The sequence below is a fragment of the Chitinophaga oryziterrae genome (assembly GCF_009758125.1).
GTDB lineage: Bacteria > Bacteroidota > Bacteroidia > Chitinophagales > Chitinophagaceae > Chitinophaga > Chitinophaga oryziterrae.
Genome location: NZ_WRXO01000006.1, coordinates 339,723 through 357,489, shown reverse-complemented (window position 1 = coordinate 357,489; position 17,767 = coordinate 339,723). Strand labels below are relative to the sequence as shown.

Annotated in this window: 12 protein-coding genes; all 12 read right to left on the bottom strand. The window is 43.5% G+C overall.

Annotation, left to right across the window (positions count from 1 at the left end; genetic code table 11):
* Positions 1-54: 54 nt before the first annotated feature.
* On the bottom strand, positions 55-984 hold the full coding sequence (locus GO495_RS21170; RefSeq protein WP_157301724.1) for a bifunctional helix-turn-helix transcriptional regulator/GNAT family N-acetyltransferase: 930 nt from the start codon (positions 982-984) through the stop codon (positions 55-57).
* A 251-nt stretch (positions 985-1,235) separates the two neighbouring features.
* Complete coding sequence (locus tag GO495_RS21165; protein ID WP_157301723.1) at positions 1,236-1,658, bottom strand: c-type cytochrome; 423 nt, start codon at positions 1,656-1,658, stop codon at positions 1,236-1,238.
* Position 1,659: 1 nt separating this feature from the next.
* Entirely contained in the window at positions 1,660-2,958 is a 1,299-nt protein-coding gene (locus GO495_RS21160; RefSeq protein WP_157301722.1) for a PQQ-dependent sugar dehydrogenase, read from the bottom strand.
* Positions 2,959-3,318: 360 nt separating this feature from the next.
* Complete coding sequence (locus tag GO495_RS21155; protein ID WP_157301721.1) at positions 3,319-5,166, bottom strand: RagB/SusD family nutrient uptake outer membrane protein; 1,848 nt, start codon at positions 5,164-5,166, stop codon at positions 3,319-3,321.
* Positions 5,167-5,176: 10 nt separating this feature from the next.
* Positions 5,177-8,404, bottom strand: a complete 3,228-nt coding sequence (locus GO495_RS21150) for a SusC/RagA family TonB-linked outer membrane protein (RefSeq protein WP_157301720.1) — start codon at positions 8,402-8,404, stop codon at positions 5,177-5,179.
* Positions 8,405-8,742: 338 nt separating this feature from the next.
* Positions 8,743-9,228 carry a GNAT family N-acetyltransferase gene (locus GO495_RS21145; protein WP_157301719.1) on the bottom strand — a complete coding sequence of 162 codons (486 nt, stop codon included), beginning with the start codon at positions 9,226-9,228 and terminating at the stop codon, positions 8,743-8,745.
* Positions 9,229-9,272: 44 nt separating this feature from the next.
* Positions 9,273-9,713 (bottom strand): carbohydrate-binding protein, encoded by a 441-nt coding sequence (locus GO495_RS32230; protein ID WP_157301718.1) that lies wholly within the window; start codon positions 9,711-9,713, stop codon positions 9,273-9,275.
* A gap of 568 nt (positions 9,714-10,281) precedes the next feature.
* Positions 10,282-10,884 (bottom strand): LURP-one-related family protein, encoded by a 603-nt coding sequence (locus GO495_RS21135; RefSeq protein WP_157301717.1) that lies wholly within the window; start codon positions 10,882-10,884, stop codon positions 10,282-10,284.
* 124 nt (positions 10,885-11,008) lie between these two features.
* On the bottom strand, positions 11,009-12,538 hold the full coding sequence (locus GO495_RS21130; protein WP_157301716.1) for a RagB/SusD family nutrient uptake outer membrane protein: 1,530 nt from the start codon (positions 12,536-12,538) through the stop codon (positions 11,009-11,011).
* A gap of 22 nt (positions 12,539-12,560) precedes the next feature.
* Positions 12,561-16,130, bottom strand: a complete 3,570-nt coding sequence (locus GO495_RS21125; protein WP_157301715.1) for a SusC/RagA family TonB-linked outer membrane protein — start codon at positions 16,128-16,130, stop codon at positions 12,561-12,563.
* Entirely contained in the window at positions 16,121-17,059 is a 939-nt protein-coding gene (locus tag GO495_RS21120; protein ID WP_157301714.1) for a FecR family protein, read from the bottom strand. The genes GO495_RS21125 and GO495_RS21120 overlap by 10 nt, the downstream gene beginning before the upstream one ends.
* Positions 17,060-17,074: 15 nt before the next feature.
* A complete protein-coding gene (locus GO495_RS21115) occupies positions 17,075-17,686 on the bottom strand; it encodes an RNA polymerase sigma factor (protein WP_157301713.1) in 612 nt (203 codons plus the stop codon).
* Positions 17,687-17,767: the final 81 nt, after the last annotated feature.

The following is a 17,767-nucleotide window of genomic DNA, read 5'->3' as shown; positions in this document are numbered from 1 at the left end:
GTATGATTTTTACCGTTTTTTACGATTATCAGCCGGTAAATATCTACAGGAAAATCAGAGGTCCATATCGTACCGCTCTTCGAATAATTGTTGTCCGTACATGCTTAATTGTTTCTCTCCGGTTTTGCGGAATCCGGTTTTTTTAAACAGGTTAGTAGCGACTTCCTGTTTACTTGTTGTCATCAGGTATACTTTCTGGAACCCTTTTTCACGGCAGAAATCCAATGCTTCATTCAGCAGTTTTTTGCCTAAGCCCATCTGCCGGAAATCAGGATGTACCAGGTACCATCTTATCTGTACTACATACCTGGAGAAGGCAGATACCACAATAGAACCGATGATCTGTGTGCCATGTAATGCCAGGAATACCTGGTCTTTAGAGGCGTTGTAGGTCTCCAGGAATTCATAGAAGGCTTTGCATACACTGGTTTCAAAAGCCAGGTTAAAACCGGCTTCCTTTGCAAAAAGAGAACCGTGCAGGTAAATGAGATAACCGGCATCACCGGGCAGTAACTGCCGGCGGAATGTGATATCGCTGGTGCTAAGCTGACTTTCTTCCGACAGGATATGACGGATCGTTTTCATAGCGGCTGCCAGCCCTTTCTGCTGATCATCTGCCAAAGGGCTAAGCAATTCCTTTATTTGAGCATTGGATTGCTCTTCCAGGCTTTCCAGGAGCTTTTTCCCTTTTGCAGTGAGTTGCAGGAACCAGGTACGGCCATCTGCGGTTGATTTTCGCTTAGACACAAGGTGGTTACCTTCGAATGCTTTTAACATACGACTCAGGTATCCGCCATCTATACCCAGTGTTTCCACCAGTTTACCGGCGGTGATTTCTTCTTCCTGTCTTACTTTTACCAATACACGTAACGCGGATAAAGAGATGCTGCTTTCTGATATATGGCGGTTTAACAACTCGACCAGCCCTGTATAGTACCCATTAAAATCACTTACCTCCTGCACAACTTCAAGATTCACTGACATGTCCCTAATTTTCAACAAATTTTAAAAATACATTTGATAAAAGCAACTATGTATTTGATTGAATCAAATAAAAGTTTGAAAATGATTATATAAAAATACCCAACACCTTCGGTGTTGGGTATTTTTATATAAGGGATTTATAGGGCCTGCGGCCCTATGACCCGCTTTATTGGAAAGCACTATGACCCGCTTTATTGGAAAGCGTTTAAAGCCGCTATAACTGCGTTTACCGGAGAGCGTTTGAAACCCTGTTATTTAATAGTTGCTCTGACAGCTTTTACCTGTCCGGGGGTAATGGCGGGCGCTTTGTTCCCGAAGCTATTGCGGACGAATGTAAGTACATCCGCTATTTCTTCATCCTTCAAAGTTGCCTGTGAAGGCATAGGATTGGAGTAATACTCCCCTTCTATCTCCACATCCTCATTCAGTCCAAGCAACAATACCTTAATCAGCTTTGTCTTATCGCCCAGTACATACTTCGTCTTAATCAAAGGAGGGTTCATCCTGGGAACACCTGTTGCATCTGCCTGATGGCAGGTAGCACAGATCTGTTTATACAGCACTTTCCCCCTGGCTATTGACGCAGTTGTACCTGCAGGCGCCTGTTTCTTTACCTGTGCAGCGGCAGACAAGGCCATGACTACCATCATGCCTGCCATTAAAATTTTCTTCATCTTATTTAGCCTTATAAACAATCCTGTAGACTGTTCCTTTTACATCATCAGATACATAGAGAGAACCATCAGGTCCCTGTGCCAGTCCACATGGACGGTGCAATGCCTGACCGGGGGATTTAACCGGGCCCGGACCTGCGAAACCATCTGCAAATACCTCCCATTTACCGGAAGGTTTGCCATCCCTGAAAGGCACAAATACTACAAAGTAACCTGCCTGGTCTTCAGGAGAACGGTTCCATGAGCCGTGGAAGGCAATAAAAGCCCCGTTACGGTACTTTTCAGGGAACTGCTTACCTGTGTAGAACAATAAGCCGTTAGGCGCCATATGGGCCGGAAAAGCGACTACAGGGTCTTCTGCACTTTCACCTGCTGTTTTAACACCATCTCCACCATATTCCGGAGCCAGCATTTTCTTATGTTTTTCAGGATCATAGTAGATGTAAGGCCATCCACAGTCAGATCCTTTCTTTACGGCATACATACATTCTGCCGGTAAATCAGCAGATTGTTTTTCGGTGTACAGGTCCGGGAACAGGTCATGCAGCTGATCGCGGCCATGCTGCATAACAAACAGCTGGTTTTGCTGCTGGTTCCAGTCCAGGCCTACTACATTACGCAAACCGGTAGCGTAATGAACGCCATCGCCATAAGTCTGATTAGCCTTATCAGCTTTAAACTGCCAGATACCGGCTGCCGAGTCCAATACCGGACATGGTTTCATCCCCATAGAACCTTTGGTCCTGTCTTTCACCTGGCAGGAGTTAGAATAGGCGCCTATGTTCACGTAGATATTACCATTGTTATCCAGTGTCAGTGATTTGGATTCATGCTGGTGACGGTCGATCAAACCGGTGATGATCTTCTCCGGAGTCTCCGTATTTATTACGTGTTGCTTAGCATCCAGTTTATAACGGAATACTTCTGTGTTGGAAGAAGCGTACAGATAGTCACCTTTTACATAAATGCCTGTACCTCCGTAATTACCGAAACCGGTTTGTTTATCGATCTTACCATCTCCATTGGTATCCTGCAGGAAGAGGATGCCTTTGCCGTCTTTGGGCCTGTCCAGTTTTACATAGATCTCCCCGGAAGAAGTAACAGCAATGTGACGGGTGTGTCCCAGACCGTCAATCGCTTTTAAAGCGCCAAAACCTGCGGGCAGTTTCAACCCTGCGTTATCTGCATCCGTTTTAACGGGAATTTCAGTTGCGCCTGGTTTGTCCGGTCCACCGGTGTATGCGTACGAAGTGGAAATACCGGCAGTTGCAATAACTGCCAGCACAAACATCTTGCTCATTTTGTGCATAAACATGGTTATTAATAAGATTGTGATTAAAGCCAAAGCCAAATTACGAAATACCAGGGGCTTAAAACAAGTCTGCTTACTATTTATTTGATGAGTGGAAAAGAGGCGTTTAATACGGTTAAAACGAGAGTAAAACGCAGGCTACTACTAGCATTCTACTATCATTCCTTTATCTCTCCTATATCACTCCTATATCATTCTACCGGCATTCCTATATCCAAACGATATAGGAATGCTGAAAGAATGCCGAAGGAATGGGCTTTCCATGATGAAGGGATATAGGATTTCAGACACAAAAAAGAGATGACCTGCCAAAGCAAGCCATCTCTTCATACGGTTTTTCTTCAGATATCAGAACCCGGGGTTCTGCACCAGTTTGCTGTTACGGTTCATTTCGTCCCTTTGGATGGGCATGAAATACATCTTATCCAGCCACAGGCGGTTTTCATTTACCAGTGTTACAGGAGTATAGGTATAGTTGTAACTAGTCAGATCATACTTGTATAAAGTTACCTTGCTGCCGGGTTTCAGCTTGCCGGTCACATTAATCCCCTTCAGGGCGCGGCCTACAGTTGCCGGGGCAATCATCCAGCGGCGCACATCGAAGAATCGTTGTTCTTCAAATACCATTTCAATTTCACGTTCACGCTGGTAAGCTGTTTTCAAAGCCGCACCTGAAGCCGTAATGGGCGGCATACCGGCACGGGTACGGATGGCATTCAGGTTGGTACGGGCTTCATCTTCCTGGCCCAGCTCTATACAGGCTTCTGCATAATTCAGGATCACTTCGGTATAGCGGAAGAACGGATAAGGTACTTCCTGGCGGAAATACTGTGCATCCACCGTAGGATCAATGAACTTCTTGATGTAGTAACCGGTGAAACTACCGTTCCAGTCTTCCACGGGGCCCTGACGGGTATCCAGTCCCGGATTAGGGACTACCTTCTGGTTATCTGCATCCCACACTTCATAAGAACCTGCCTGTACCTGGTTAGCCGGGTCTTTGGCAGTTACATCTGAAGGACGCTGGCGCCAGTCGGCCCCATCATAAAGGATGGTGGCATAAAAGCGTGGATCGCGGTTGATATAGGGATTAGCTTTTTGCTCAGTTTTGTTCCAGTCGAAGGTGGTACCATCGCTCATCTCGTAATCGTCTATCAGCAACTGGGTAGGCGTATTGCCGGACCAGTTATGATACCCGTTCAAGCCATTGTACAAGCCTATCTGCCCTCCCGCTTCGGATTTAGCATTTACAAAATAACGGGAGAAAATGCTTTCACTGTTATCTTTCAGGAACATCGCCTGGTAATTGGCGCTGGCTTCGGTCGCGCTGACAGGGTTTGGAAATGCCAGGGAATAAACGCCCAGGTCTATTACCGCCTTTGCAGCATCTTTAGCTTTCTGCCAGCGTGCCGTACGGTCGCCGGCGGGGTAAGCCAGTACTTCCGGTGTTGGGGCCGCTGCTATAACGGCGGATTTTGCTTTGGCGGTAGGAAGATCATGCAGATCACTGGCAGCGTATAACAGGATACGTGATTTTAATGCCAGTGCGCCGCCTTCATTAGCGCGGCCTTTTACAGACACCCCTTCTGTACCATGCAGATAATAGGCCGCGGAATCACAGTCTCTGGTGATATGGTCCACACATTCTGCGAAAGTATTACGGGCTTTTGTATAGTCTTTGTCATCCAGTGTGTACACAGAATCTATCAAAGGAATACCGCCGTAGGCGCGTAGCAGTTGGTGATAGTAAAATGCGCGCAGGAAGTATACTTCTCCCCTCAGCCTGCGTCCTACCATGGCTTTATCAAATGGTACTTTATTCACGTTGGCAAAGAATACATTGCAGGCACGGATCCTTTTGTACATTTCGCCCCACTGGAATGTACCCCTGTTGGTAACATATTCGGCATCGGTCGGGCTGATAGTAGCTTCCACCATATTTTTGAGACCATAGTTATGTGTGAACATGGTTTCATCTGTAGCAGATGCCAGCATGGTTTCCAGGAAACCGCCACTGCTGAGGCCATTGTATATTTCATTCACGAATGCTTCTGTTAATGCAGGATCACTCCAAACATCATCTGTAGTAGCTTCGCCCAATGGCTTTGTATTCAGGAAATCGGTTTTACAGGCACCTGCTGTAAGCAGAGATGCACAGGTAAGACCAATGTATATTTTTTTTATTAACTGTTTCATACTTGCTTACTTAAAAAGTTAACGTAAAGCCTGCATTGATGACCCTTGACTGCGGATAGTACTGACCGTTACCATTGATAGATTCCGGATCGAGGATTTTCAGGTTATCGATCGTGAACAGGTTCAGACAGTTGGCATATACCCTGAAACTGCTGATCCCTGCTTTTTTCTTAAACAGATCTCCCAGTCCATAGCCTATCTCCAGGTTCTTCAGACGCAGGTAGTTGGTGCTGCGCAACCAGTAAGTGTTGCCGGTAGACCAGTAAGTATCGTTACGGTCGTTTACACGAGGGTCCACACTGCTTGGGTTATCCGGGCTCCAGCGATGATCGTAGTAGTCTTTCGTGAAGTTGCCGATCTCACCGGATTCCGTGTTAATGGGCAAAGCCCCACCAGCAGCCCCCTGCATGAGAACAGAGAAGTCGAAGTTGCGATAGCCCAGATTGATATTCAGGCCGCCGGTAAACTTAGGCTGGGTGCTTTTGGAGTTACGCACCTTATCATCGCCATTAATTTTACCATCCCCATTAATGTCTTTGTACTTCATATCACCGGGGCGCAGGTTATTCGTCAATGCACTGTAATCGATTGTATTTTTGCTGATAGCATCAAAATCTCTGAATACGCCGTCATATTCATAGTAGAGAGCGGTGTTCATTGGCTGGCCGGTAGAACGTTGCCAGGCAGGCGCACCGGGTGTTTCATCCCAGAAAATGATCTTGTTTTTAGAATAACCGCCGTTTACACTTACATCATAGCGGAAATCAGCGCCGATCTTATCAGTATAACCTATACGGAATTCCCATCCTTTATTATCCACCTTACCGATATTTTCAGCAGGGAGCGTCATACCGGTAGATTGAGGGATAGAAGCATTTCTTCTTACCAGTATGCCTGAACGTTTATTGATAAAGGCGTCCAGTTCAAAGTAGAGTTTACCATTGAGTAATGAACCATCCAACCCAACGTTATAATTATTCGCTACTTCCCAGGTAATGTATGGGTTAGGGATACGTGCTTCATACAATGATTTCACTACATTATTGCCCAACACATAGCTGCCAAAGCCATAAGTAGAATAATACTGGTATTCCTGCAAAGTGAGCGTACCATCTCCATTATCATCATAATAAATCTGGTCATTCCCCAGTTTCCCCCAGGATGCGCGGAGTTTTAAATAGTTTACCACATGGATATTATTTTTCCAGAAGTTCTCTTCAGAGATGCGCCATCCGGCCATTACACCAGGAAAGAAACCGAAACGGGACGTCGATGGGAACATATAAGAACCATCATAACGCCATACAAATTCCGCGAGGTATTTCTCTTTGTAGTTATAAGCCGCACGTCCGAAATAGTTGAGACGGGCACGGTCCCAGGCACTACCGCCATTATCTTTTTCAAGATCTCCTCCTGCAAACATCTGGTCTATTAAAGAAGAAACGAAATACTTACGGGAAGCGTTGAAGTTATCAGAGTTGACCGTTTCACGCTCTACCCCGAATACCAGGTTAACAGTATGTTTTTTATCGAAGGTATGATCGTAAGTGAGCAATCCGCGTAACAGCATATTACTCTGGTCTTCATCCCCCTGAGCCAGGGTAGCCTGGTCCGTACCACGTTTACCTTTTACGAGTAATGGCGTGGTACCATCTGCTTCATATGTTTTTTTGTCCCAGGTATAGAGGTACCAGGGGGTCATCCATTTTTTAGTCCGTTTGAGGTATTTGTCGAATGCCACGTTACCACTCAGTTTCAACCCATCCACCCAGGGAACGGTGACGTCTAAACGGGCATTGGTTTGCATGTAGTAACGTTTGTCTCTGTCGTACCCGGTCTGGTCGGTAGTGATGACTACAGGGTTGTTACCGTATTCTATATCCGGACCAGCCAGCCCATTAGGCCAGTAGGCAGGTTCAGTAGGTTTGCCGCGCATCAGCATACGGAAGATATCGCTGGCGCTGCGGGTAGGATAATGCCGGTACTCCTGCCGCCCCATGAGGTCAACGCTTACATTCACGTATTTATTCACCCTGCTGTCCAGGTTCACACGCAAACTGTACTGATCATAACCGGTAGCTGATTTTTTGTAGTAAGCGTCCTGCGACTGATACCCAAAAGAAGCCAGGTATTTCATTGCATCCGTACCACCGGAAATCTGCAGGCTATGATTGGATTGCGGTGACCAGTCCTTGAAAGTAGCCTTATACCAATTGGTATTAGGATGCAGCCAGGGATCATTATTGGCTTTATATTTTTGTATTTCTGATTGTCCGAAAGCCACATCCCATTGCTTGTTGGTAACAGGAGAGGTATAGGTGCCATTCTGTTTGTACACTTTCCAGGCAGCATCCCATTCATTGGCGGGAACATCGCGATAGAGGCTCAGTTCATCACGCAGTTGTGCATATTGTGAAGCATCTGCCATATCGGGAATATGTGTAGGCTGAGACCATCCCTGGTTAAAGGAATACGTAAGCTGAGGTTTACCACTTTTACCACGTTTGGTAGTAACGAGTACAACCCCGTTCGCAGCTCTTGCACCATAGATAGCAGCAGATGCATCTTTCAGTACCGAGATGCTTTCAATGTCTACAGGATTGAGCCTTTCCAATCCACCGGTACGCGCAGCAACACCATCAATAACAACGAGCGGATCATTGTTACCCAGTGTGTTGGAACCGCGGATACGCAGGGAAGAACCGTCATTACCAGGTTCACCGCTGTTTTGCATAGCAGTGACACCTGGCATACGGCCTGCAATAGAGTTGGATAAATTGGTAGCAGGAGATTTGATAAGGTCCGCTCCTTTTACAGTAGCGATGGAACCCGCAACGGCTTCACGTTTTTGCGCACCATAACCGACTACCACTACTTCACTAAGACCTTTAGTATCCGCTTCCAGCGCGATATTCATGGGTCCATTCCCTTTTACGGAAACTGTTTGCGGCAGGAAACCGATAGCACTTACGGTTAACTGTGCAGTTGCAGGTACGCTTAATGTAAAAGAACCATCAGGAGTGGTAGTGGTACCACGTGGAGTACCAACTATTTTCACCGTAGCACCAATAACGGGTTCATTGTTTTTATCCAGGACCTTCCCTTTTAAGGTGATATCCTGGGCGAAGAGAGCGGTGGGTAAGAAACATACGGAAAGGAGTAGAATTAGTTTCATGCACAGTGGTATTGACTGCCAGGCATGGGAATGCCGGGCCTTCAACAGGTCTGAATTTTTCATACGTTAAGTTTGACAGTTTAGAAATGACATGCCCGTGGTAACAGCTGGTTACCGGCATGATAGATTTGGGTCTACAGGGAATGCAATAACATCCCTATAGTTTACACACTTTTGTTTCGGATAATCATCATAACGTGGTTTAATAGTTAAAGAATAGCAGGCAATGGGTCAATAGTTAACAATACAGCACGGGTTTTCTAAGCATATGGCTGTAAATATTATGTGACAAGGTGATGCGCTACAGAATTCTTTGAGTTAGTACGAACTAGTTTTCATAACGGTTGATAAATTCTTATGGTGTCAACCACACACCTAAAATAGAAAAAATTATTAAAGATTTATAATTCTTTTAACATCCAGTTAATACAGGTGAAATGACCTGTATTACCGAGAGGCCCATCCAGGTGATAAAAACCAAAATATTCATATAATTTAACGGCCTGTACTAATTCGGGCATCGTTTCCAGGTAACAATGGGTGTAATTTTCTTTACGGGCAAAATCCAGGCAATTTTCAATGATAGTACGGGCAATCCCTTTACCTCTGAATGCAGGCAGCAGGTACATTTTCTGCAGCTCGCAGATATGTGCAGGGCCACCTTCCAGGGGGTAAATACCGGCTCCTCCGGCAATTTCACCATCTACCCTTGCTACGTAGTAAACAGAACGCGGAACATTGTATATTTCTGATAAATGGTCCAGCGCCGTATCGGCAAATGCAGTACCTGGTCTGTTCAAACCAAAATCGGTTAATACACTCCTTACTATATATGCTATAGTTTGATTATCATCCGGTTGAATCAGGCTGATAGTGATAGATGGCATTTCCGGTGGTTAATTTGATTGAATTGTGAAGATAGTAAAAGTCGTTAGTATTCCTGTTCAAAGGAGATGGAAGTAATACTAAAAGGACTACCGCCTTTAGCCACGAGATAGACATCGTGTACTCCGTTGGAATACTTTGGGTTACCTGTAAATTTCAGGGCGTATGTGGTATCGCCGGTAAAGGGGATCTTCAGGGTACCGATCTTCCTGCTTTTTTTACCTCTGGGGGTGTTAATACGGAATTCCAGCCGGGCGCTTTTCTGTTTACTTTCACAAAAAACAACGACTTTAAATCCTACCTCTCCCATCCCCAGGTTCACCTGTCCAAAACCAAGAAAACTACCGGATTTCATTTTAAATTCGGTTTCAAAATTCCCTTTTTTCGCTTTCATGCTGTCCGCTGGCGGAGCGGCCGGCTGAGAGCTGGCTGGTGGTGAAATGGCCGGTGGAGGCACAGCAGTCTGCCCTCTCGCAATTAACTGCACAATAATCAAAAAAAGACATAGGATCGGCCTCATATTGAATACAGTAGGTCTTGGCGTCTTTTAAAGGAAGCTTAACCAGTGTCTAAATTACTATTTAAGACGAAAATTACGCAAATTTATATTAAAATTTACAATAATAACTATATAATGATTATCAGGCTGTTAAAACGCAAAGCAGGTAAAGGTAAATATTAAGTAACCCACGGAAAGAGTTACGCAAAATCCTGCCTTTTATTGTGTTGGGAAGAAAATTTAATATGTGAAGTGTGAGTAAGGGGTCGTTTTGAGGGGACTATTAACAAGGCGTTAAATGCCCGTTTGTAGCTATTAATGTTTACTGTTGTGTTTCGGCAAAAACATAAAAGGCTCCTGACAGAGCCCCGTGTTTGCAGCAAATAAAACAACAAAAAAGACGCCGTTAGATTCCCTGATATTGGCAATTTTAGAAGGGGCCCCCTCCGGAGTCTGTTAAGGAGGATAAAAACGTTCGCTACAAATACGGGGCTCCTGACGGAGCCTTTTTAGTGTCTGCTAATACTTTTGAGATAAACCTTTATCTATTTTTGTCTTATTTTGATTCTTTCAGTACCATATCAATGGTGATAGCACCGGCAACGATGGCTATTTTATTTACATCTTCCGGGCAATCTTTTTCAATGGTTACGCGGTATTTATCGGCAGTCGTAAACGCTTCCTTCAGGATACCGGCCCATTTTTTAGTGATGGCGCCTAATGGTTTTTCGCTGGAATCCACAATGCTGAAGTTCCAGGCTTTCCAGTCGCCTTTAATCTGTGCTATTGTTTCCCCATACTGGTTAGTAATATGGAACAGAGGCTTCATCAGTTTAAATTTCTGTTTGATACCGCCTATCTTCTCACCATTAGCATCCAGGATGTCGATTTTAGAGAACCAGAAAGTCCAGCCACGACGAATACTTGCTACCACAACTTCGTTCATGTCTTTAATATCCAGTGCAAAAGGAAATACTGCTTTACTAATGAACAGGCGCAGTATTTTATGCCATACCGGAACAACCTGCTGGATATTACCAATTTGCTGTCCCTGTTCGCCATACACCTTGTAAGCGTTTGAAAATTTGAGGAGTCCTACTTTTTCATCGATAAAATAATCATCGCATTTAAAGAATTCGGGTAAGTTCGTTTGTCCCATACAACGGTTTAATAAAGTCGGTTACAGAATAGAATGGGCGCAAAGATATGTAAAATTCACATATTATATCCCGGACATATAAAAAACGCCATAAGCATGTCATACTTATGGCGTTATCAAAGAATTAATAATCCAGGTTCTGGTACATTTTAACAGGGTCCAGTTTATACTCATCCAAAGGGATCGGGAAGTAACGGTCTTTCCTGCTGAAGTTAGCCAGCTTAGGGCTTCCGAAGTCCAACTGATTTTTTGCATGGTAGTAAGCGATCAGTTCATCCGTTGTAAAAAATCTGATCACGTCGAACCAGTATTTCTGTTCAAAAGCCAGTTCTACTCTTCTCTCATGCAGGATAGCTAATTTAAGTGTAGGGTATTTCGCTATGTAATCAGCATCTGTAACAGATACGGCGTAAGCAGGTAACCCGGCTCTTACACGTACCATATCCAGGTAACTGATAGCTGTTGCGTTGTCACCGAGGTACATATTTACTTCTGCCAGCATCAAGATTACATCTGCATAACGGATAACAGGACAATCATTACCACCATAACCTAATTTACCTGCAGCTGAAGTTGTATCACGGAATTTGGTAATGAACCAGTCTTTTACGTTAGTAGCATTGGCATACTTAATAGAAAATGCTTTACGGAGATCTGTTGATTCGTATTCATTTACCAGATCATGTCTTACACTTCCACCAAGACCTGTCGCTACTTTCAGAGAGTTGATCGTTTCTCCCGCGGCCTGATTGTTGGCTGCGATAGAAGAGGAATTATTGATGTCTCCCTGTTTGTATACCAGTGAGAAGATAGTTTCCGGATTGCTTGTTTTTTTCGACACGTCAAAAACATCTGCATAAGGAATATCTGTCAGCGCATTGAACGAACGCATGTTATAGCAGGCTTCCAGATAAGTCTTCGCACTCGCCAGGTCCTCATTTTTATTACTGCTGCTGATGGTAACTGCCCTGGTCAGGTATACCTGTCCGAGCAACGCATTTGCTGCTGCTTTAGATACACGGCCCAGGTTAGCGCCCGTTTGAAAGTCAGGCAAAGGACTAGCCAGTACATCTTTCAGGTCTGCCACAATTTGTGCATACACGGCCGTATCTTTTGCACGGAAAGTATACAGAGGAACTTCTGTAGAAGTTAATTGTTTTGTCACCAAAGGAACATCACCCCATTTACGTACCAGGTGAAAATATATCAGGGCACGGAGAAACTTTGCTTCAGCAATATAACCTGATTTTGTATCCGCACTGGCAAAAGTCACATTGTCTATATTTGACAGTACGATATTGGCACGGCTAACAGACTGGTATAATGCAGTCCAATGTGATTTCAGGTAAGAATTGCTTGGCAGGATAGAAAAATCACTGAACTGAAAAGGTTCACCTGAATTGGATTGTACGTCAATACCACCGGTATTGCCGGCACGGTCTTCTGTAAATAATCCACTGTTCTCACCGATACAGTTACTACTTCTTAACGACTGATATATACCGTTCACAGCCAGTAACACATCAGACTCTGACTGAAAATAATCAGATATGGTGGATGAGTTGGGGTTTGTCTGATCCAGCAGGTCCTTATTACAGGAAGAGAATACCACCGCAGCTGCAAACATCGATATTATGAATAATTTATTTTTCATCTCTGATACTTATTAGAATGAATTAAAAAGCAATTTTAGCACCTACGTTATAAGCACGTACCAATGGATACATACCATAATCTACGCCCGGAGCTAAATTTGAATTGGTAGTACTGTTTACGTTGTAATCAACTTCAGGATTATACCCTTTATATTTTGTAATAGTAAAGGCGTTATCTACACTGGCAAACAAAGTGGCTTTGCTGATACCCAGTTTTTCCTGCAGGAAGCGGAATTTGAAATTATATCCCAGTGTAGCATTCGTACATCTGAAGAAAGAAGCATCCTGTAAGTAGAAGGTTGATAAACGGGTACTGTTACTTTGTGTACCAGCTCTTGAAGGGCGATATACTTTTCCGTTACCAGGTTCTGAAACAGAACGGAAATGTTGTGCAACATCCGCATACTGGTTACCGGAACCTTCCATATTATACAGGTAATAATCTTGTCCGTCCAGCACCTGGTTACCATAAGAGCCATTAAACGAAGAGCTGAAATAAAACTCTTTATAAGTAGCAGACAGGTTAAAACCGTAAGTGAATTTAGGGTAAGGATTACCGATGATGTCTTTATCCGCATCGTTTACTACACCATCTCCTGTTTTATCGTAGAAATAAAGATCACCGGGATGCATTGGGTTGGATGAAGAGGCCGACGGCGCAACTTTCTTATAATTATCCGCAGTAGCGATACCCAGTACTTTAAAACCGTAGAACATACCCACTGGATGTCCTTCCTGTGTAACGTGTGTTTTGTAAGAACGTTCTGCACCAGCGGTGTAAATAGTACTGGCACCACCCATGTTCAGTACTTTATTCCTGTTTACAGAAATGTTACCAGAGAAATTAAGATGAAAATCTTTATTATCTATCACCCTTGTATCAATCTGTACATCTACACCTCTGTTACGTATTTTTGAATTACGCAGGTTAGTCAGCATGTAGTTAGAACCAGAGATAGCAGAAATAGGCTGATTAAATAACAGGTTGTAAGAATAACTCAGGTAATAGTTAGCGATCACTGTTACACGGCCATTGAATAATCCGATATCCAGACCAGTATTATACTGAGAAGTTGATTCCCATCCCAGTTTCTCATCCTTGATATCACCGGCATAGGCAGTGTTGTATACGTTATTACCGAATACAACGGCTGAAGTCCCCGTAGCCATTACCTGTAAGGCATTGTAATCACCGATATTGTTATTACCGCTTAAACCCCAGCTTGCACGTAATTTAAGGGTAGAATGCTGACCCAGCCAATCATGGTAGAAAGATTCATTAGAGATATTCCATCCTGCGGCAACAGAAGGGAAAGCACCCCATTTGTTCTTAGGGCCAAAACGGGAAGAACCGTCTGTACGGAAAGATCCTGTGAGGAAATATCTGCTGTCATAGGCATAATTCACACGTGCCAGGTAAGACAATAAAGTGGTAGTAGTTCTTATTGCATCTGTTAAGCTAAAATAAGCTGCATCTGCCCCTTTCCCACTGATGTCCTGGATACGGTCATTATCAAATCCGGTAGCTTTTACGCCTACTACGTCGTTCGTTGTCTTTTGGGCGGTATAACCAGCCAGTACATCTATTTTATGTTTATTAAACTGTTTATTGTAGTTAAGGGTATATTCTCCCAGTTTATCCAGGTAAACAGTATTCTTTACTTTTGCATTGGCAGCATTCTTTGCATCTACAGAATATGGTGCACTTACACCAGCGCTCAGACTGGTAGGATAATAATAATTATACTTCTCAGCGTAGTTGGAGATACCGAGGTTAGCTTTGAATGATAATGCCGGCAAAAGCTGGTAAACAGCATAAGCATTATAAGTACCTCTGTTACCTCTCCTGGTGATATTAATTTCCTTAGCCAGTGCCAATGGATTTTCAAAGCTGTTGAAACCATATGTGGAAGAGTATTTGGCTACTTCGTTCTTGGCGATGTTGCCTTTCTCATCATATGCACGGAACGATGGTAACATCAATAAGGCTGCCATGATAGGATTGTGGTCCCAACGGCCTTCTTCTGTTTCCTTATTCTGATTATTGGTGTAAGAAATGTTCAATCCTACTTTCAGCTTTTCGTTTACTTTTCCATCGATGTTTGCACGCAGGTTTATTTTCTTTACACCTGTGTTCAGTACGATACCATCCTGATTCTGATAACCACCACTGATGTAATAACGAACATCATCTTTACCACCGGAGAACGACAGGTTATGTCTTGCGAATACGGCATTTCTGTATAATTCGTCCTGCCAGTCTGTATTATATTTAGAATGGATGATCTTCTGAGAAGCGAAATCGTAAAAATCCGGGTCTACCTGTACAGCGTTGGCGTTACCTACATTTTTCACACGGGTAGCATTATCATCAGAGTACATATTATCATTCCAGGGAAGAGCAGGATTGTTGGCATTCACAACAAAGTCGTGGTAAGTATTGTTACGGGCGTCTACCATCAACTGGGAGAACTGATCGGCATTCAGCAACTTCACTTTCTTCGCTAACTGGTTGATACCTGTCTGAATATCATATTCAAACTTACCTTTGGTGTTATTTTTACCACGTTTGGTAGTAATCAGTACTACACCACCGGAAGCTCTTGAACCATAGATAGCAGCAGAAGCAGCATCTTTCAGGATGTCGATCGTTTCGATATCTTCCGGGTTAATGTAAATATCATTATTAGTATTATCCACGGGATAGCCATCTATTACATATAACGGATTAGAGGAAGCGTTTATAGATCCGGTTCCACGTACACGGATCCTGGTACTTGCATAAGGAGCGCCACTTACCTGGGCGACTACCACACCGGCTACTTTACCAACGAGCGCCTGTCCAACAGTAGGTGCAGACAAGTTCATCTCACTTGCTTTTACACTGGAAATAGCACCTGTTAAATCACTCTTTCTTACAGACTGATAACCGATGGCTACTACTTCTCTTAACTGGCTGTTCTGTACTTTCAGTTTTACGTTGATAGTAGGTTCTCCTGTTACTGTAACTTCTTCCGGAGCATAACCAATAAAGTTGAATACCAGTACATCACCGGTGTTCACAGCAATACTGTATTTACCGGAAATATCAGTAGTAGTATTTTTTTTGGTCGTTTTCTCGTACACACTTACACCAGGTACAGGCTGATTCGTTTCATCCGTCACAACACCGGTTACTACTACCTGTACAGTTGCGGTAACGGTCGTTACAACAGTTACTTTCTTTTTAACCACTTTCAGGAAGATATGGTTATCATCTACCTGTTTAACAGAGCCTTCATAGTCTTCCAGCAGTTGTTCAAGAACAGCGGACAGGGAAGCCTTTTCAGCTTTATAATTCACCAGTTGGCGGGCATTTACAGCGGTTGCATTATAACCAATTGAAATACCTGTTTTTTGTTCAATAAGCAGAAATACTTCTTTAAGCGGTAATTTTTTAACATCTAAACTAATACGTGTGTCCTTCACGTTGATGATGATGTTCTGACCATTCATACTGTTGGCAAAACAAATCGCATGACAAAAGAAAAATACGGGGAGCAGGCGCAACTGCCGTGATATAGAGGTGAGCGCTTTACTTTTTATTCGCATGTTGCAGTATTAATTTTAATTTCATGATTATTAATGTGGTATGTGATACCTGATAACTGGGCGAGTAAAGACATTGCATGTTCAATAGACTCATTCTTTAGCTGCAATGTGTAACGGCAGGTCCTTTTGGTGCTACCTGTTAATTTAATACTGATGTTGTATTGTCTTTCCAGTATGTCCGCTATTTCAGGGATAGTGGCCTGATCGAAATAGTAGTTATTAGCCTGCCAGTCGGCTATCTTAGCAGCATTTGCTATTTTGATATGATGTTCCTTTGAAGTATAGGTAAGCACCTGGTTATGTTCGATACCCGCAGCCACGACCTCCTGTTCCTTTTCTACACGCACTTTACCTGTTAATACAGCTACCTGTATAGCATCTTCACCCGGATAGGCTTTGATATCAAAGGAAGTACCCAGCACAATGGTTTTTAATTCCCCGGTGTGTACGATAAAAGGTTTCGTTTCATCACTCTTTACATCAAAAACCCCCTCTCCTTTTAAGAACAGTTCCCTGTTGTTTTTTCCAAAGTTGGATGGTATACTTAATTCAGAGAGTGCGTTGAGTGTAACAACGGTACCATCGGGCAGGGTGAGTTTTTTTCGTTTCCCTTTCTCTACATTGATCTGTGCATATGTTACCGGCACAGGCTTTTGTGGTCTGAAAAAGAAGAGCAATCCTGTAACGATCACTAGCAATATAGCCGCAACCCGCAGGAGAGGCATATACCTTATCCTTTTACGGGGGAATAACGTAGCCATTACATTGGCGGCCGCTTCATTGGCAGCGGCTGCAAATTCCGGATCGTCTTCTGTTTCAAAAGAATAGAACCAGTCGTGTATACGTGCTATTTCTTCCGGCGTGCATTGGCCGGACCTATACTTTTTTAAAAGCGCTAATATGGCAGCTTTGTCTGATGATGTCTGCATTCATCAGTAAAGTCTTTAAAGCAGGCAGGTGGTACCATTAAGGAATTGTGAACACAATGTTAAGGAAATGTAAACAAGTATCCAGTTGTCTGTATTGAGGCGCAGACGTATTCTTTTAAGAGCAAGAGAGATATAATTCTTGACGGTTTGTTCTGAAAGGCCGTGTTCTTCGGCTACTTCACGAATGGATTTTGCTTCCCAGCGACTTGATATAAATACCTTACGCATGGTATCATTCATCTTCGCTACTTCGGTGTCTACTGCCTCTCTCAGCTCTAATGAGATCAGTTGATTTTCTACGGGGAAGGTGGTTGGCTCGTCTTTTTCAAGTAAGATGGATTGACGCGCCAGCACCTTCTTGTGCTGGATCTGCCAGTCTATGACTGCATAATATGCGGCACGTGTTAAATAAGAGAGGATACGGTCTGCCGTTACAATATTCCGGCGGTTCTTCCAGAAAGAGATAAAGACCTCCTGGAGGAGGTCTTTGGTATCATGTTCATCCCTGATACGGGCGTATATAAATTTATACAGGGTAATATTATACCTGTACACTAAAGTCTCAAATGCCTTTTCATCGTCCTTTTTTACCAGCGATAATAGCTCTGCATCATTCAGATTCTTCATTATAACACAAAAAAGTTGGCGAATTGTATTGCGGTGTGAAAATATGCAGCCAAAATTTAGCGTTGTGTTATGTTTGCGTTA